At 49.0% G+C, this 17,304-nt stretch carries 10 protein-coding genes; 7 read left to right on the top strand and 3 right to left on the bottom strand.

Annotated elements, in window-relative coordinates; genetic code table 11:
- Positions 1-18: 18 nt before the first annotated feature.
- Positions 19-2,790 carry a hybrid sensor histidine kinase/response regulator transcription factor gene (locus tag BMW65_RS13260; protein ID WP_177181120.1) on the bottom strand — a complete coding sequence of 924 codons (2,772 nt, stop codon included), beginning with the start codon at positions 2,788-2,790 and terminating at the stop codon, positions 19-21.
- 293 nt (positions 2,791-3,083) lie between these two features.
- Between BMW65_RS13260 and BMW65_RS13265 the strand changes: the two genes are divergently transcribed.
- From BMW65_RS13265 to BMW65_RS13295, 7 genes are all read left to right on the top strand, one after another.
- Complete coding sequence (locus BMW65_RS13265; protein WP_090606075.1) at positions 3,084-4,412, top strand: sugar porter family MFS transporter; 1,329 nt, start codon at positions 3,084-3,086, stop codon at positions 4,410-4,412.
- A gap of 24 nt (positions 4,413-4,436) precedes the next feature.
- Entirely contained in the window at positions 4,437-5,348 is a 912-nt protein-coding gene (locus BMW65_RS13270) for a carbohydrate kinase family protein (protein ID WP_090606077.1), read from the top strand.
- A gap of 208 nt (positions 5,349-5,556) precedes the next feature.
- Positions 5,557-8,691: a SusC/RagA family TonB-linked outer membrane protein gene (locus BMW65_RS13275; protein ID WP_090606078.1), complete on the top strand. Its 3,135-nt coding sequence runs from the start codon at positions 5,557-5,559 to the stop codon at positions 8,689-8,691.
- Between the two features lie 13 nt (positions 8,692-8,704).
- Positions 8,705-10,411: a RagB/SusD family nutrient uptake outer membrane protein gene (locus BMW65_RS13280; protein ID WP_090606080.1), complete on the top strand. Its 1,707-nt coding sequence runs from the start codon at positions 8,705-8,707 to the stop codon at positions 10,409-10,411.
- A 23-nt stretch (positions 10,412-10,434) separates the two neighbouring features.
- Entirely contained in the window at positions 10,435-12,015 is a 1,581-nt protein-coding gene (locus tag BMW65_RS13285) for a glycoside hydrolase family 172 protein (RefSeq protein ID WP_177181121.1), read from the top strand.
- Positions 12,016-12,050: 35 nt separating this feature from the next.
- Positions 12,051-13,694: a glycoside hydrolase family 32 protein gene (locus BMW65_RS13290; protein ID WP_090606083.1), complete on the top strand. Its 1,644-nt coding sequence runs from the start codon at positions 12,051-12,053 to the stop codon at positions 13,692-13,694.
- Between the two features lie 71 nt (positions 13,695-13,765).
- Complete coding sequence (locus BMW65_RS13295; RefSeq protein WP_090606084.1) at positions 13,766-14,938, top strand: FG-GAP repeat domain-containing protein; 1,173 nt, start codon at positions 13,766-13,768, stop codon at positions 14,936-14,938.
- Positions 14,939-14,946: 8 nt separating this feature from the next.
- Here BMW65_RS13295 and BMW65_RS13300 read toward each other — a convergent pair whose 3' ends face one another.
- Together BMW65_RS13300 and hemH are read right to left on the bottom strand one after the other, a co-directional pair.
- Entirely contained in the window at positions 14,947-16,221 is a 1,275-nt protein-coding gene (locus tag BMW65_RS13300; RefSeq protein ID WP_090606085.1) for a metallophosphoesterase, read from the bottom strand.
- Complete coding sequence (gene hemH / locus BMW65_RS13305) at positions 16,222-17,283, bottom strand: ferrochelatase (RefSeq protein ID WP_090606086.1); 1,062 nt, start codon at positions 17,281-17,283, stop codon at positions 16,222-16,224. It abuts the gene before it with no gap.
- Positions 17,284-17,304: the final 21 nt, after the last annotated feature.

Consider the following 17,304-nt stretch of genomic DNA (forward strand, 5'->3'; position numbering starts at 1 on the left):
ATTCCATTCCCTCAAAAATTAAACAGCGGCGGCCACATTCTTCTTGAATGCAGAGGGCGATATTCCGTATTTATTTTTGAAAGCCGTAGAAAAGTACGCGGGCGACGAGAACCCCGTTTGATAAGCTACATTATTGACGGGTATACTTTGCTGCAACAGCAACTTTGCTTTCCTCAGGCGGCGTGCTGAAATGTAATCATTGATGCTGCAATCAAGCAGCGATTTTACTTTACGGTACAGCTGTATACGTGATGTGGCCAGTCGTTCGCAGAGGTAGTCTACATTCAGTTCGCTATTGGCGATATTTTCCTCCACTACAGCAGCCAATTCATTCAGGAAGCGCTTGTCGGCCGCTGCAATATACGATGGTGGCCGCAACTCGGCCACTTCGCTGCTAAAGTGGCGATGAAGAATCTTTCGGTTGCCTATCAGGTTGTTCGCGAGCACCAATAAGTGATCCATATTGAACGGTTTGGTCAGGTAGGCGTCCGCTAAGGAATCAAGGCCTGCTCGTACCTGTTCGTCCGTTCCCCTTGCGGTGAGCAACACCACAGGTATGACTGCTGTCCGCAAATCACTTTTCAGTTTACGCACCAATACGGTACCCAGCTCCCCAGGCATCAGCACATCCGAGAGAATAAGGTCCGGCAAGTGTTCAACGGCTTGGCGGAAGCCTTCTTTGGCATCGGAAGCCATGAAAACCGTGAACTGCTCAGCCAACTTATCCGCCAAAAAATGCCGCATTTCGGTATGGTCTTCCACAACCAAGATGGAGTGAGGCTTCAGGTCATCTCCCTCCATTTCGTCGATATTACCGCTGCCCGCAAGTTGCATTTCAATCTCATGCGTTAATAACGGTAGTGCGGTATCAACCCCTGCCGTTTCCACCTCTTCTTGTGCTGCTGAAAATCCGCTCCCGTTATCCAGACCACCGTTGCTAAGCGGCAAACTAATCGAGACCGTGGTGCCCTGTGTCTTTTCACTATGCACAGCGATATGGCCCTGATGCAGTGAGACAATTTCCTTGCACAACGTCAAGCCAATGCCCGAGCCATGGGCATGGTTTTCACCTTGGTAGAACGGCTCAAACAAGTGTGGAAGATCAGCTTCGGCAATACCAATACCCGTGTCTATCACCTGCATTTCCAACATACCCTCACCGGATTCGACCAGTCGCAAGACAATCTCCCCGCCTTGCGGGGTAAATTTGAATGCGTTGGACAGGAGATTATACAGCAATTTCTCCAGCAGGTCTTCATCAAACCACAATGTTGTTTCCAGCACTTCATTTTCCAACCGGAGGTTAATCGCCTTTTGCTGTGCCAATGGTCGAAAGCATTGAACCACGTTGCTGCAAAAAAGCAGCAAGCTTTGCCGTTTGGCCTTTATGCGCAAGCCTTCATACCCCACCCGCCGTAGGTCTATCAGTTGGGATACCAAATGTTGTAAAACCAGTGCATTCTTCTTGATGAGCGTCAGTGATCGGTTGGTCTTCTCTGGCAGCTTGTCGTTCTTCAGCAACTCTTCCAAGGGTACCAAAATCAGCGACAGCGGGGTCTTGAATTCGTGGGAGATATTTGTGAAAAAATTGATTTTTGCCTCCGTAGCTTGCTCCACCTCCTTGGTCATCTCCAAGATACGTTGCTGCTGCCCCAGTATTTCGTGGTTTTGATGCTCCAACTGCTTGTTTTTGTCCCAATTGGCCTTTAGTGAATAAAACGAGATACCCGCAAACACGACGGCGAGCACCAGGCTCACCACGAGGATGTTGAGCACGCGCTGTTGGTTACTGAATATTTTTTGCTGCTCAGCAAAAAGCTGTTGCTGCTTATCAATGTCGCGCTGCTGACTGATAATTTTGTCGGTTTGCAGCTTCATGAGTTGCACGTTGGCTGAGTCTACCACCAAAGTGCCCAGAATGTTTTCCCGTTGATAGGGTTGGCGGTTGAGGATGGCCATGGCCGTCTGGATACACTCCTTGCCTCCCGTAGGATATAACATAGACGCGTCCAGCACCTTTTCGGCCACGAAGTGCAACCCATTATTGTCGCCGGGCAATGCATCCACACCCACAATCTTAATCCGGTTGCCCGGTAGCTCTTGCTGCAATGCCTGATAGGTACCGAATGCCATCTGGTCATTATAGGCAAAGATGGCGTCTGAAGCAGCCAGTTTGCCGACTTGCTGCACCACCTGTGCTTTGGCCACGTCAATCAGCCATTGGCCATTCACCTGCTGCAAAAGCCGGATACCGGGGTGAGGCCTCAAGGCATCGTGCAACCCCCGTTGGCGTTCCATCGCCGCGGAAGATCCGGGTAGTCCCGTCACTTCGCTGATGGTACCCCGGCGGCCCAGCTGAGTAGCAAGATACTGGCCAGCCATGTAGCCGATTTTATAATTGTCCGCGCCCACATACGCGTTATACTGGCCAGAGGCTGTCTTGCGATCGGTCACGATCACGGGAGTCCCGCTACGGAATATCTCATCCACCACGGGTGTTAGTGGTTCTGCCTCGTTGGGTGATATGATAATCAGATCAGGATGCATACCGCGCAGTTCATACAATTGCTGGATTTGCAACTCGCTGCTGTTTTCTGCATCACGGTAAATAAACTCCACGTCCGGATAAAAGGAAAGTTCCCGCTTCATCTCCTCCAGCATCGTCTGCCGCCAAGCATCAGACCCTACGCACTGCGAAAAGGCAATGCGATACGTGGGTTTGTGATCTACCAAGCTACAAGCTTGCAGCAATAGCAACACCATACACAAAACCCGCCAAGATTTTCTCATGCTATTCATCACTTGGTTTATAATATTAGGTGAAGTTAAAAAAAAATACCTATGCTTCCCACTTACCTTCATAAAACCAAACGAATCAGTAGGGCACAGCTGTTCAAATTTCGAAAAGTTGTGATACAAAATCCAAAACCACTATGCTTACAACACAAATAAAACACTGGTTATAAGCATATTGAAAACTTGAAACAAAACTGAACGATTTTGCAAGAAACCCTAAACCCGCCAAGGGTAGCGTGCCACTACATTTGTCGGCAATAGCACCAATTAGATAACTGAGATTTCTTATGACAAAAAACACGGTACTTGCATGGTCCTTTGTAGTAGCTTTAGGTGGTTTTCTTTTCGGCTTTGACACTGCCGTAATCTCCGGGGCAGAAAAATCCGTCCAACTCCATTGGGGGTTGAGCGAAGTACAGCATGGCATTACGATGGCCATTGCACTGGTGGGCACGGTAGTCGGTGCGCTTTTAGGAGCTTATCCTTCCGATCATTTTGGGCGCAAGCCTACCCTATTTATCGTTGCTGCGCTATATTTCTTCTCAGCGCTGGGCACAGCACTTGCCCAGGATTGGTACTTGTTTATCTTATTTCGGTTTTTTGGGGGTATCGGCGTGGGGGTATCATCCGTCACCGCCCCTATCTACATTTCCGAGATTTCCCCTGCCGGCAGACGTGGCCGATTAGTGGGGCTCTTCCAGTTTAATGTGGTATTGGGCATTCTGGTCTCCTACCTGTCCAACTACCTTATTGGGCAGGGAGGTGAAAGCTCTTGGCGGTGGATGCTGGGTGTACAGACTATCCCGGCATTGCTATTTTACATCCTTATCCATTTTGTCCCTGAAAGTCCGCGCTGGCTCCTCCTTTACCGCCAGAACAGGGAGGTCGCTATCCGCATACTCCAAAAAATCAATCCCCGATATTATATGCAAGAGCTGGAGGCCATACTCGCTTCGGTAAAAACCGAAAACAAGGAAAGCGCTTCCGAAGCATTATTTGGCAAAAAATACCGGGTTCCTGTATTCCTGGCTGTAGTTTTCGCCATCTTCAACCAGGTGTCGGGCATCAACGCTATCATCTACTATGCGCCACGCGTGTTTGAGATGGCCGGTTTGGGTGGGCAGGGCTCGCTCTTGTCTACGGTAGGCGTTGGCTTGGTCAACTTCACTTTTACACTGGTGGCTATCAATTTCATTGACAAAGTAGGGCGTCGCACGCTGATGTTTATCGGGTCTATCGGCCTTATCGTCGCGCTTGCCCTCGTATCCTACGCATTTTATTCCGAAGCACCAGACGGACTGGCTATCACGGCCTACCTTATGGTCTACATTGCTTTTTTTGCCTTTTCGCAGGGAGCGGTCATCTGGGTATTCATCTCGGAGATCTTTCCCAATGAGGTACGCGCCAAAGGGCAGACGCTGGGAAGTCTCACCCATTGGGTGATGGCGGCCATCATCACGTTCTTCTTTCCCATGCTTAGCGAACAGCTTGGCGGGGGCAGTACGTTCCTCATCTTCGCGGGCTTCATGGTGCTGCAGTTGCTGTTTGTATGGAAGTTGATGCCGGAGACCAAAGGGAAATCACTGGAGCAAATCGGGGGTACAATGCTCCATTAATCATGTTCAACTAACGTGTCTCATATGTCAAACAGCGAAAATAAAACAGTAGTCTGCTACGGTGAGGTACTTTGGGATATGTTGCCTACCGGAAAGCAGCCAGGGGGAGCGCCCATGAATGTCGCCTATCATTTACAGCAATTGGGAAAGCACCCTACGGTCATATCCAAAGTGGGATTCGACGACTTGGGTAAGCAACTCATTGAAACGTTGGCAGCTAAAAATATCCCGACAGACTTCATTCAAATTGACCACGAAAAACCTACAAGTGTTGTCACTGCTACTTTCAAAAATAAACAAGAGATGGTATATACGATATCAGAAGACGTGGCCTGGGATTATATTGAAAAAATGCCCAATCAGGAATCCATTGTGCGTCATGCCAACTACTTCGTATATGGAAGCCTGGCCGCACGCAACCGGCAGTCATTCGAAGCCTTGCTGAGCCTCCTGGAGATGGCCAACTTAAAAACCCTGGATTTAAACCTGCGTGCACCCTTTTATAACCGGGACTTATTGGAAGTGTTATTGAGCAGCGCTGACATCTTGAAAGTCAATCGTGACGAACTGGAGCTCGTCTCCGGTTGGTTTTCTGCACTATCGGCCGAAAAGGAGCAGATGCAATTAGTAAAAGATCGGTTCCACCTCCAATCCATTATGCTCACGCGGGGCAAAGCAGGAGCGATACTAAACATAGCCGACGAATGGCATGCCACCAACGGATTGCCCATACAGGTTGAGGATACCATTGGGTGTGGAGATGCTTTTCTTGCAGCATTTATTTCAAAACAGATTGAAAACAAGACCATTGATGAAACACTCCGCCATGCTAACCAACTGGCGGCATTCATCGCAACAAAAAAAGGGGCTTGCCCCGGATACGAATTAAGCAGTGTTAATGCTTGGGCAGATTCATTATTGCCAAACCTTGATTAATGGTTTAACAAACAAAACATATTTATCCGATGATTAATCATGCATTCCTACCAACACGTTTTATCCAAATACAGGCGTTCTGCCCGTATCTCTTAAAAAGAATAACTGATGATGAGAAAAGCAAGGGCCCTTGACGCGGAGCGATAATACGTTTAAACGCTTCTTAGAAAAACCAATTTATGAAACCAACTACGCAAACTTAATTTCTATGAGACTTTTTTTAATCCTATTTGTGGTGTTATTCATCACAACAGCATTTGCCCAGCAACGAAAAATAACCGGTACGGTATTGAGTAGGTCTACAGGCGAAGCGCTATCCGGTGTGACCATAAAAGGCACTTCGCAAACGACCGCCACGGATGCAAACGGGAAGTTTTCCATTAACGCAGCCTCCGGTGAAACACTGGTGCTTTCCTATGTGGGCATGAACGACTTACGTGTAACAGTCACCGATGAAACGACGGAGCTAAATTTAGCTATGGAAGAAAACACCGCTACCTTAGACCAGGTCGTCATTGTAGGGTATACCACGCAACGAAAAAAAGATCTAACCGGCTCAATAGCCGTCGTTAATTTGTCCTCAGATGTCACAAGCACCACTTCTGGTAATACTGCCCAGGCATTGCAAGGTCGGGTGGCAGGTCTGTATATCGAAAAAGATGGTTCTCCCAATGGCGCTACAAGCCGCATTCTTATCCGGGGCTCCAATACCTTGGGGAATAATAATCCACTGTATGTGATAGATGGCGTGCCCACTACGAGACCCGAGGTATTTCAAAACCTCAATCCGGCATCCATTGAATCCGTGCAAATCCTCAAGGATGCTTCTGCCTCTTCAATCTATGGTTCCCGCGCGTCCAACGGTGTGATTATCGTCACCACCAAAAATGGTGGCAATACTGAAGGCAAAGTCCAGTTCCAATTGAATAGCAATGTGGCTGCGCAATCCGAAAGATCGATACGTTTTAACGTGCTCAACGCCATCGACCGGGGAAGGGCTTTGTGGCAGGCTTCGATAAACGATCGGCAAGACCCCGCCGCAGCGTATGGGGAAATTTACAATTTTGATTGGAATGGCAATTATGAGCAGCCCGTGTTAAACGGTGTCTCACTACAACCCTTTGTTGGTGGAGACTCGAATACACCTTCTGGAGATACAGACTGGCAAGACGTCATGTATAAAACCGGGATGGTGACGAACAATAACCTGACGGCATCCGTCGGCAATAAAAATTCCTCCCTGGAACTGGGCTTCGGATACATTAAAAATACCGGCATGATGCGGTATACCGGGTATGATCGCATCAGCGGAAACATCAATGCAGTCACACGCGCTTTTAACGACAAACTCACGTTGGGTGTAAACATCAATATTGCAAATTCGAACGAGTTGCTTACCGCAAATGATTTGGGGGGCAGTGCGTCTACCTTCAATGCGGTAACTTTGGCCCCAACTATTCCAGTATTTCAAAAAGATGGCTCAACGTATGCAGGGGAGCTGGGTGCGGGTTATTCCGATAGAAATAACCCCCTGCATATGCAGTATTTAGCACGGTGGAACAATACCAACCGCCTTAACACCTTCGGAAATGTGTTTATTGAAGTCCAGCCGGTTAAAAACCTGTTCTTTCGTTCCAGCATTGGCGCGGATGATTCGCGATTTTTGAGAAAGGTCATTGAACCAACGTTTACGGAAGGCGCATTAAGCCGCACAACCAATAGCCTCACTCATGATCAAAACCATTTTTTAAGCCTCACACTTTCCAATACCCTAAGGTACAACCTCGCGCTGGGTGATCATAGCCGATTTAACTTCCTGCTTGGAACCGAGTACATTAAAACCGACCTCAACTACCAGCTAACAAGAAAACAGGGATTCTCCATCCAGACGGAAGATTATTTTACGCTAAACGCAGCAACAGGAAACACATCCGTATCCGGCAACCTCACCGGCAATAGGTTATTTTCTCAGTTTGCCCGCGTTGATTATAACTTATTGGATAGGTACCTCATTGCCGTGACAATTAGGCGAGATGGTTCCTCCCGTTTTGGTTCCAACAACCAATACGGGGTTTTCCCCGCTGCTTCCATCGGCTGGAAAATCGACCAGGAGGATTTTATGCGGGACAGCCGCCTCTTTTCCGAGTTGAAACTCCGATTGGGTGTAGGCCGGGTAGGCAACCAAGAAATAGGCGATATCGCCCGATATGCGTTATATGAAGCACGGTATGGCCTCTCCCAAAATGAACTGACACCCGGTTTCTGGGAACCGTATATGAATATTGGTACGGCCTATTCATTGAATGGGGCCAATACGGGAATGTTGCCATCGGGCTTTGTACAAACACAAGGGGGCAATCCCAACTTAAAATGGGAAAGTACGGGAGAGCTAAATGCAGGGCTTGACTTTGCGTTGCTTGAAAACAAGATCTTCGGTTCCTTTGACTATTTCTCGCGCAAAACAACCGGGATCCTTATCACACCACCCGTGGCGTCTGCCTTGGGCGAAGGGCAAAGCAAACCCGTGAACGGTGCAACGAAAACCAATAAAGGGTGGGAGTTCGTCGTTGGCTACCGGGGAGAAAAAAGTGGCGATTTTAGCTATGACGTACAAATGAATTTCGCCCATTTCCGTGATGAAATCACCGAATTGCCGGAGTCTGTCCGTCCGGCCTATCCGGGGAACCTTCTCCATACCATCATTGGGCATTCGCAGTTTGATATTTTCGGTTATAAAACGGACGGGCTTTTCCAATCCCAGCAGGAAGTAGACGAAGCACCGACGCAAATCGGCGCAGCTCCCGGACGGATACGGTATGTCGATCTGAATGGCGACGACAGAATTGATGACCTGGACAGGACATGGATCGGTACGACGTTGCCTAAACTTGAATATGGCGTGCGCATCGGCGCAGCTTACCGAAGCTTTGATATTTCCATCTTTGCCTCGGGGGTCGCAGGCCGAAGTGGATATGATGTGTATAGCAACTTTAATAACCTGATGAAAAGCCGCGAAAATGTCGGCCCGGGCGTATTTAACGGGTGGACGCCCACCAATACCGATACCAATGTGCCGGCGCTTACCTTGGTCGATGCCAACAACGAAACCCGCACCTCCGACTATTTTATGGTCAATACCGCTTACTTTAAAATGAGAAATATACAGCTTGGGTATAACCTTACGCCAAAATCCATTTTTTCAAACGTCCGCTTTTTTGTGATGGGCGAAAATTTATTCTGGATCAAAAGCAACGAATACCAGGGGCCAGATCCTGAACGCATTGATCTGGGCCCCGTGCCGATACCCAAAACATACACATTCGGAGTCAATCTTTCTTTCTAAAAAGCTGAGTAATATGAAAACTAACTATATATTCGTCTTCATTGCTATATTAGCATTAATGACTACTTCCTGCGAACGAACGTTGGATTACACCCCCAGTGGCGTGCTTTCTTCTTCCGATCTCACTTCTCCTGAAGCTGCTGAAGGATTGGTCACGGCTGCCTATGCTGCTATCGGCAACGGTGATCCCATTGGACATATTTACACGAAATGGGCCTACGGTAGCGTACGGTCAGACGACGCCTACAAAGGCGGCGGTAGTATAGACGACCAAGGCGAAGTCAACCAGATGGAGCAGTATAATCTCGTGACTCCCACAATGGGAATTTTTATTCCCCGGACATGGGCCAATTATTACAAATCCGTATCGCGGGCTAATGTGGGTCTACGCGCTATCAATGCACTTAATGAAGCCGATTTTGCAAATAAAAACATCCGCATCGGCGAGTTGCGGTTTTTAAGAGCACACAGCTACTTCTCTTTAAAGCTGCTCTTTGATAACGTCCCGATGTTCGATGAGCAGGCGACTTCGGATGATATACTGACCATCTCCAACGATCTGAGTGACGAAGATGCATGGAATTTTATTGCCGCCGATTTGCAGTTTGCTGTGGACAACTTGCCATCGGAGCAACCAGAAATGGGAAGGGCCAACAAATATGCAGCGGAAGCATACCTTGCAAGGGTACGGCTATACCAGGCTTACGAACAGGATGAAGACCACCAGGTTGTGCGTATCAATACAGGCCGCTTACAGGAAGTCGCCACGTTATTGGAAGATGTCGTCGGGTTGGGTGGCTATTCCCTCAGCCCGGATATTGCCGATAATTTTCTGCCCGAAACGGAAAACGGGCCGGAGTCTGTATTTGCCATTCAATTCACGATCAATGACGGCACCGTAAATGGAAGGCTGGATTACGAAGGCGGCACCACTTACCCCAGCGGAGCACCGCAATACGGGTGTTGTGGCTTCCACATGCCCAGCCAAAATATGGTCAATGCGTTTACGACCAACGCAGACGGGTTGCCCAACTTTGATACGTTTAATAATTCGATTGCAGATTTCAGCAACCAAACATTCGACGTGCGGCTGGATCATACCGTAGGTATCAATGGACATCCTTATAAATACAACCCCGATGTTCCGTTTAGCAACACATGGGTACGTGTACCCGGCATATATGGAAATTTTCACAGCATGCGCAGCCAGTTGCTGGCTACAAGCTCTTCGTATTACAAATTGGGCCCCTTTATCGGGTCTGCATTAAATCTTGACGTCATCAGATATGACGATGTACTTTTGATGTTGGCGGAAGCATACATTGAGTTGGGCCAGCAAGATTTGGCAAGGCCATTGATCAATCAGATAAGAGAACGAGCAGCCGCAAGCACAACACGGCTACGAAAGGCCGATGGGACATTCCCCACAAACTACAACATCAAGGCATACCCTGCGACGGGTTGGACACAAGCTTATGCAAGGCAGGCGCTGCGCTGGGAGCGGCGATTGGAATTTGCTACGGAAGGCTGGCGCTTTTTCGACTTGGTACGGTGGGGTATCGCCGAGCAAACACTGAACGCCTATTTAGCTGTCGAGAAAACAAGGCGGACATTTTTATCCGCAGCAACATTCACCGCAGGAAGAGATGAATACCTACCGATTCCCCAAGCCGAAATAACGTTTACAAATGGGTTATACAAACAAAATCCCGGTTATTGAAGTAGCAAAGAAAAAGCATGATAATGAAAAGATTTGTTTTAATTGGTTTTGCATCCTTGTTCGTGTTGGCTTGTTCCAATGAACCTTCGCAGCAAGTAACCACGTTGGGTTCGCTGCTCAAGGAAATGACGGATTTTGATGCCGTAGCAAAATACCCTTCACCGGTATATACGCTTAAGCAAGCAAGTAGTCACGACAGGCGATCAATTGCTCCTGACAAACCTGGCTGGTTTGCCAATACGGATTATAATCAGTTTATCCGTGAGGAAAAAAATGATGGGCGCACCGAATATGTCATGCTGGATGCGGAAGGCCCCGGTGCCATTGTACGGTTTTGGCTCACGACCGTGGTAAAACCAGGCATCATGCGCTTTTATTTTGATAATGAAGCCGATGCCACCATTGAAATCCCCGGATTTGATTTACTGAAAGGGTTTGATGGACTGGGCCCCGCCTTGTTAAATCCACACACCAGTTACGAGCCCGACGGGAAAGGGGGGAATACGCTGTATCTTCCCCTGCTTTATCAAAAACATTGCAAAGTCACCTGGGAATACACCGATACAACGGCCATTGACAAACCCCACTATTACCAGATAAATTACCGGACATACGCACCGGGCACGAACGTGGAGACCTTTACGCCGAACCACCTCACGACGTACAAAAGCGATATCGACCAGGCGGAAAAGACACTCTGGAAGCCCGCTGCGGCATCTGGTGAAAAAACGACAATGAATCAGCAACTGCCTGCTGGTGGAGAAACGTCCGTTGCGTTGCCAGGCGGCACAAATGCCATTCGCACATTAGCCGTCCGATTGAATACGCCGGACAGCGCAGACTATGAAAAAATCTGGCGCTCGACATGGCTGAAAATTACGTTCGATAACCACGAAACGGTGCTATGCCCGCTCGGGGACTTTATCGGCAGTGGGTATGGCGGACATAAAATAGCAAGCTGGTTCAGGGACCTGTCTGCTGATGGCGAACTCACCAGCCGCTGGGTAATGCCTTATCAGCAAACAGCTGAAATCACGTTCATCAACAAGGGGGCTACCGAGGTAGGTATAGCGGCCGCGGCAACTGTAGGTGCATTTGAATGGGATGAGGCGACCATGTACTTCCACGCGCTATACAAATATGAAGAAAACATACACGACGCCAAATGGGATTATGACGTAACCAAGGTGGCAACTGAAGACTCGACAGCCCCCATCGACTGGAATTTTGCCACGTTAAGTGGCAAGGGCGTGTATATGGGAAATACCTTGTCCATCAATAACCATATGGAAACATGGTATGGGGAGGGCGATGCCAAAGCGTATGTGGATAACGAAACGTTTCCCTCAGAATTTGGGACGGGACTTGAAGATTATTACAACACATCATGGGCTCCGGTTATACTTTACCAAACGCCGTTTGCTAACGCGCCGAGAGCAGACGATCCATCATCAAAGGGTTACAACACCTTTACAAGAACGCGGATGTTAGATGCTATACCGTTTAAAAAGGCTTTTTCTTTTGATATGGAGATGCTGAGCTGGGACGGTGGAACCATCGATGCTGCCGCTACCACGTATTGGTACGGCTTTGAAAAGCCCTGATAAAAGAACCAAGGATATACTTAAAAACATATGTTATGCGTTTATTATTTTCTGCGACCGCTATTCTCTCCATTTTGCTCCTTTTCATTCCTGGCGCACGGGCAGGCGAGATTGAAATCAACATCAATAAGCGGTATCTCAACTTTCCGATATCGCACCAAGCGGATCGCGCTAAGATGACCTTCCAAGTGGAAGGCAAGCCTGACTTATCGGTAGTGATACGTCTCGCTCCAAACGAAGCGGACTATTGGGTGTTTAGGGACGTATCAGACCTCAAGGGCAAGACCATCAAAATCTCCTACGAAGGCGATACGAACGGATTGCAAAACATTTATCAGGACGATGCGATTGCCGGGCAGGACAGCTTGTATAACGAGCGCAACCGCCCGCAATACCATTTCACTACCCGCCGTGGATGGATAAATGACCCGAATGGCCTGCTTTATTACGATGGTGAATACCATCTTTTCTACCAGCATAATCCCTACGAGCGGGAATGGGAAAACATGCATTGGGGACATGCCGTGAGCGCCGACCTCATCCATTGGCAGGAGCTGCCCGTAGCGCTGTTTCCGGATCAGCATGGCACGATGTTCTCCGGTTCGGCGGTCATTGACTACCGCAATACCGCAGGTTACAACAAAGGCGACAACCCAGCGATGGTGGTAGCCTACACGGCAGACAGTCCAGACAAACAGGTACAGTGCATCGCCTATAGCCTTGATAAGGGACGCACCTTTACCAAATACGAAGGGAATCCGGTGATTGACTCCAAGGCCAAGTGGGACAGCAAGGATACACGTGATCCCAAAGTATTCTGGTACCAGCCGGGCAATCACTGGGTGATGGTACTTAATGAACGCGATGGCCATTCCATCTACACGTCTGCAGATCTTAAGGATTGGCACTACGAAAGCCATGTGACCGGATTCTGGGAATGCCCGGAGCTGTTTGAATTGCCGATAGATGGCGATCCCAACAATACCAAATGGGTCATGTACGGTGCCTCCGGTACGTACATGCTGGGAGCATTTGACGGCAAAGTATTTACACCCGAGAGCGGGAAATACATTTATACAGGCGGCGCTATCTACGCCGCACAGACCTACACCAATATGCCCGATGGCCGCCGTGTGCAAATCGGTTGGGGGCGGGTAAGCCATACCGGAATGCCTTTCAATGGCATGATGCTGCTACCTACTGAATTGACCCTACGCACGACAAAAGATGGGCCACGATTGTTTAATGTGCCTGTGAAAGAAACCAGCCAGTTGTTTACGCCTGTACGCCAGTGGGAAAACCTATCATCCGATCAGGCAAATGCGCTGCTCGACGAATTTGACCATGCCGATGGCTTGCGGATTAAAACGACCTTCAAGCTCTCGCACGCAACCGGAGCCGGGCTCAATCTTTTCGGTCAACGAATTGTTGACTATGACCTCAATTTCAATAAGCTCAATGGTGTATTTTATTCGCCAGAAGACATGGTCAGCATGGAGCTTTCGGCAGATATCTACATCGATCGGACGACTATTGAAGTCTTCATTGACGATGGGGCATATTCGTATTCGTTGGAAAGAAAGCCGGAAAGCGGTAATCAAGAAGGCCTGCAATTCTGGGGAAACCGTATCGAAGTGAAAAACCTCGAAGTGTTCCGGGCAAAATCTATTTGGAAATAATAAAAAAACCAAATGATTCCAGAATTGTTTTGGTATAGGAGATTCACATAATGAAAACCGCTTAGCTAACCATGTATCATTACCTATTACCGTTATTGCCATTGATTGCCGCCCCGCCCGCGGAACCCCGATTTGAACAGGAAACCATCGATGACCAAGTGGCCATTGGCTACGGCATTGCCATCGGCGACGTGGATGGCGATGGCAAACCGGACATTCTATTGGCAGACAAAAAACAGTTTGTATGGTACCGCAATGGCGACTGGCAGAAATTCGTCATGGTAGAAAACCTCACCGAACATGACAATGTGTGCATTGCTGCGCGGGACATTGATGGCGACGGCAAGGTGGAAGTCGCCGTGGGTGCGCAATGGAACCCCGGCGAAACATCAGATACCTCACAATCAGGCTCCGTCCACTATTTGATACGCCCGGAAGACCCTACCCAGCGGTGGACACCTGTCAAGCTTCATCATGAACCCACCGTGCACCGCATGCGTTGGGCAAAAGCTGGCGAAGATAACTATCACCTCATTGTACTTCCGCTCCACGGAAAGGGCAATAAAGATGGCGAAGGCGAGGGTGTCAAGGTTATCGCCTATGAAAAACCGGAAGACCCCCGGCAGGAATGGCAACATTGGATTATCGATGAGTCCATGCACCTCACGCACAACTTGGATGTGCATACCGAAGGGGAGCAGGAATGTGTTTATATCGGGGGCAAAGAGGGTGTAAAAGCATTTTCGTATAGCAAAGACAGGTGGCGACCGCACGGTGGCCAGAAATGGGTGGTCAAAGGCCATGGCTTTAGCGAGGTACGGGTGGGCAATGTGGACGCAGGCACGCCGATGCTGGCTGGCATTGGCCCGCTGCATGGCAACCTGTTGACAGCGCATGTCCCACGGAAAGGGGTGCCTAAGCTACGGGAGGCCGAACGTATCAAGCTTGATGAAGAACTCCGTGAAGGCCACGGGCTGGCAGTGGCTGATTTAATCGGCCAGGGCCGGGATCAAGTCATCGCCGGATGGCGAAATCCCAACGCCGCTGGTCATCTCGGTATCAAGCTATACATTCCCTTCAATGTGTTGTGGGAGGCTTGGAGTGTCAGGGCCGTCGATATTGGAGACATGGCCTGTGAAGATCTGGCGGTAGCCGACTTAGATGGAGACGGGAAACCCGATATTATTGCGTCAGGCCGGTCTACTCACAATCTGAAGATCTATTGGAACAGGAGTGGTGAATAAAGCAGGAACTACGCCCGCCGCGAAGGCCGCTCACCCTTTATCAACTCGAAAACGGTGATTTCGGGCAGGATGCCTACCCGGCCCGGATAGCCAAGGAATCCAAACCCGGTATTCACATACAGTTGTTGATGATCCTGTTTGTAAAGCCCAGCCCATTCCTTATAAATGTACTGCGCTGGGCTCCATTTGAAATTGCCGGCACGGACACCAAACTGCATGCCATGTGTGTGGCCGGCAAACATCACATCCACATCAGGTCTGGATAGCACTTCTGCACGCCAATGCGACGGGTCGTGCGATAGCAGCAGCTTCACTGGCATTTCATCCGTGCCCTGGAGCGCCTGATCGAGGCGTCCATGTTTCGGAAACCTGCCAGTACCCCAGTTTTCCACGCCTATGATACCGATTTCCTCATTATCGACCCGCAGCTTACGGTTTTCATTGAGCAAGAGATCCCAACCCATTACCTTATGCGTATCTTTCAAGTCTTGCAGGTTTTTCGCTTTCGCAGCCGACGGTTCGGGACCGTAGTGATAGTCGCCGTAGTCGTGGTTGCCCAATGTAGAATAGACACCAAGCGGAGCTTGCACTTTCGTAAAGATATCCTGATAATCCCGCATCTCATTGGCAAGGTGGTTTACCAAGTCGCCCGTGAAGAAAATGACATCCGGCTTTTCAGCGAGCAGCATCTCTACTCCACCTTGCACTGCCGTCTTATTGTAAAAACTACCGGAGTGGATATCAGACAACTGGCCAATCTTCATTCCATGAAATTCCTTGGGCAAATTGGGCAGGTAAAGTTTCTGCCGATGGATCTTATAATCATAGGCGCCCGATATCACTCCCCAGCCCATCGGGGCTAAGGGTACCGAGGCCACCAGAATCCCCGCTTTGGTCAAAAATTCGGATCGACTGATACCTTTCACAGGTTTCTCAGGCAACGGCATGGATTGTGCAACCACAGGTTCCACCGTTTTTTTCGTTGGAACAATGAGCCTTTTCAGCCATACACCGCCTCGGCGGATGTCATCGGCAAGCAACACCAGTATGAAGATAAACTTACACATAAAGGTGAGGAAAAACAGCACGAGTATGATGGAGCGTACCATCAACGGGATGCTAAAATAAATGCTACTAAAAATCGCGGTCGTCAAAAACAGGCTGTAACCCCACCAAAGCCGCGGAAACAAGGGCGATTTCGCCCATTTGAGCGGTGTAGCCCGTAAAGCTTTGTAGATGTAATAATCTAAAAAAAGCAGTATTATCGTATTGAAAACAATCATCTAAACAGTCAATTTGTCTTTTTGCAGCCATTCTGGCAGGTCTCGATAGACCAGTTGTTCCAGGGCTGTGATCCACTTGGGGTGGTCGTTAAGGCTTTCTACCAGTTGCACCTTTTCGCCTCCCAACTCCTTGAATTCTAACGCATATTCTGTGCCAACTTCGTAGACAGTCTCCAGACAGTCCGAGACAAACGCCGGGCAGAAGACCAGCAGCCGCTTCTTTCCCTTGGCCGCAACGTCCTTAAGCACATCGCTGGTATAAGGCTGTACCCAAGGCGTCTTGCCCAGCCGGGATTGGAAGCACACAGTATAATCCGTCTCTTTCAGGCCAAGCCGTTTCGCAAGAAGCCGGGTTGTGGCATGGCACTGTGCAAGGTAGCAATATCGGTTGTGTTCAGCGATTTGTTGCCTACAGCCGGCTTTTTCACAATCATGCGTACCGGAAACCTCCACATCGTTCAATTGCCTCACGGGCAATCCGTGGTAGCTGAATAAGATATGATCGTACGTTTCCGGATGGTGTTTTAGCGCATTTTCAGCAAACACTTCGATCATTAGATCATTCTCATAAAAATCGTTGACAAAGGAAACTCCCGGAAACGTGTGCCATGTACGCATCAGCTCCATCACCTTATCAATCACAGACCCTGTGCTGGCAGAGGCGTATTGTGGAAAGAGCGGTATGACACGGATGCTATCCAAATTCATCGATTTTAGCCTTGCCAATGCCCGGGATATTGACGGGTTTTGATACCGCATGGCCAACTCCACATGGTATTCACCGCTCAGCCGCTCCTGCAGCAGCTGCTGTTGGCGCACACTATAATGCAACAATGGCGATCCGGTATTGTCATCCCAAATCGCCCGATAAAGTTTAGCCGATTTGGGTGCCCGGAAGGGCACAATGACGCCCCTAACCAATAATGACCGGCGCCAAGCGGGAATATCGATGACGCGTCCATCCAACAAAAACTCGGTAAGATACCGCTTCACATCGGGCACGGAGGGACTATCCGGCGTGCCAAGGTTAACCAACAAAACTCCCTTTTTCGGTTTGCTCATTGGTTACAAAAGTACGGATTT

It is taken from the genome of Parapedobacter koreensis (assembly GCF_900109365.1).
Taxonomy (GTDB): Bacteria; Bacteroidota; Bacteroidia; order Sphingobacteriales; family Sphingobacteriaceae; genus Parapedobacter; species Parapedobacter koreensis.

What these genes read in the sequence shown, in the direction of transcription:
- BMW65_RS13260 (WP_177181120.1), bottom strand. Translation starts at nt 2,790, where the DNA reads ATGAGAAAATCTTGGCGGGTTTTGTGTATGGTGTTGCTATTGCTGCAA.
- BMW65_RS13265 (WP_090606075.1), top strand. Translation starts at nt 3,084, where the DNA reads ATGACAAAAAACACGGTACTTGCATGGTCCTTTGTAGTAGCTTTAGGT.
- BMW65_RS13270 (WP_090606077.1), top strand. Translation starts at nt 4,437, where the DNA reads ATGTCAAACAGCGAAAATAAAACAGTAGTCTGCTACGGTGAGGTACTT.
- BMW65_RS13275 (WP_090606078.1), top strand. Translation starts at nt 5,557, where the DNA reads ATGAGACTTTTTTTAATCCTATTTGTGGTGTTATTCATCACAACAGCA.
- BMW65_RS13280 (WP_090606080.1), top strand. Translation starts at nt 8,705, where the DNA reads ATGAAAACTAACTATATATTCGTCTTCATTGCTATATTAGCATTAATG.
- BMW65_RS13285 (WP_177181121.1), top strand. Translation starts at nt 10,435, where the DNA reads ATGAAAAGATTTGTTTTAATTGGTTTTGCATCCTTGTTCGTGTTGGCT.
- BMW65_RS13290 (WP_090606083.1), top strand. Translation starts at nt 12,051, where the DNA reads ATGCGTTTATTATTTTCTGCGACCGCTATTCTCTCCATTTTGCTCCTT.
- BMW65_RS13295 (WP_090606084.1), top strand. Translation starts at nt 13,766, where the DNA reads ATGTATCATTACCTATTACCGTTATTGCCATTGATTGCCGCCCCGCCC.
- BMW65_RS13300 (WP_090606085.1), bottom strand. Translation starts at nt 16,221, where the DNA reads ATGATTGTTTTCAATACGATAATACTGCTTTTTTTAGATTATTACATC.
- hemH (WP_090606086.1), bottom strand. Translation starts at nt 17,283, where the DNA reads ATGAGCAAACCGAAAAAGGGAGTTTTGTTGGTTAACCTTGGCACGCCG.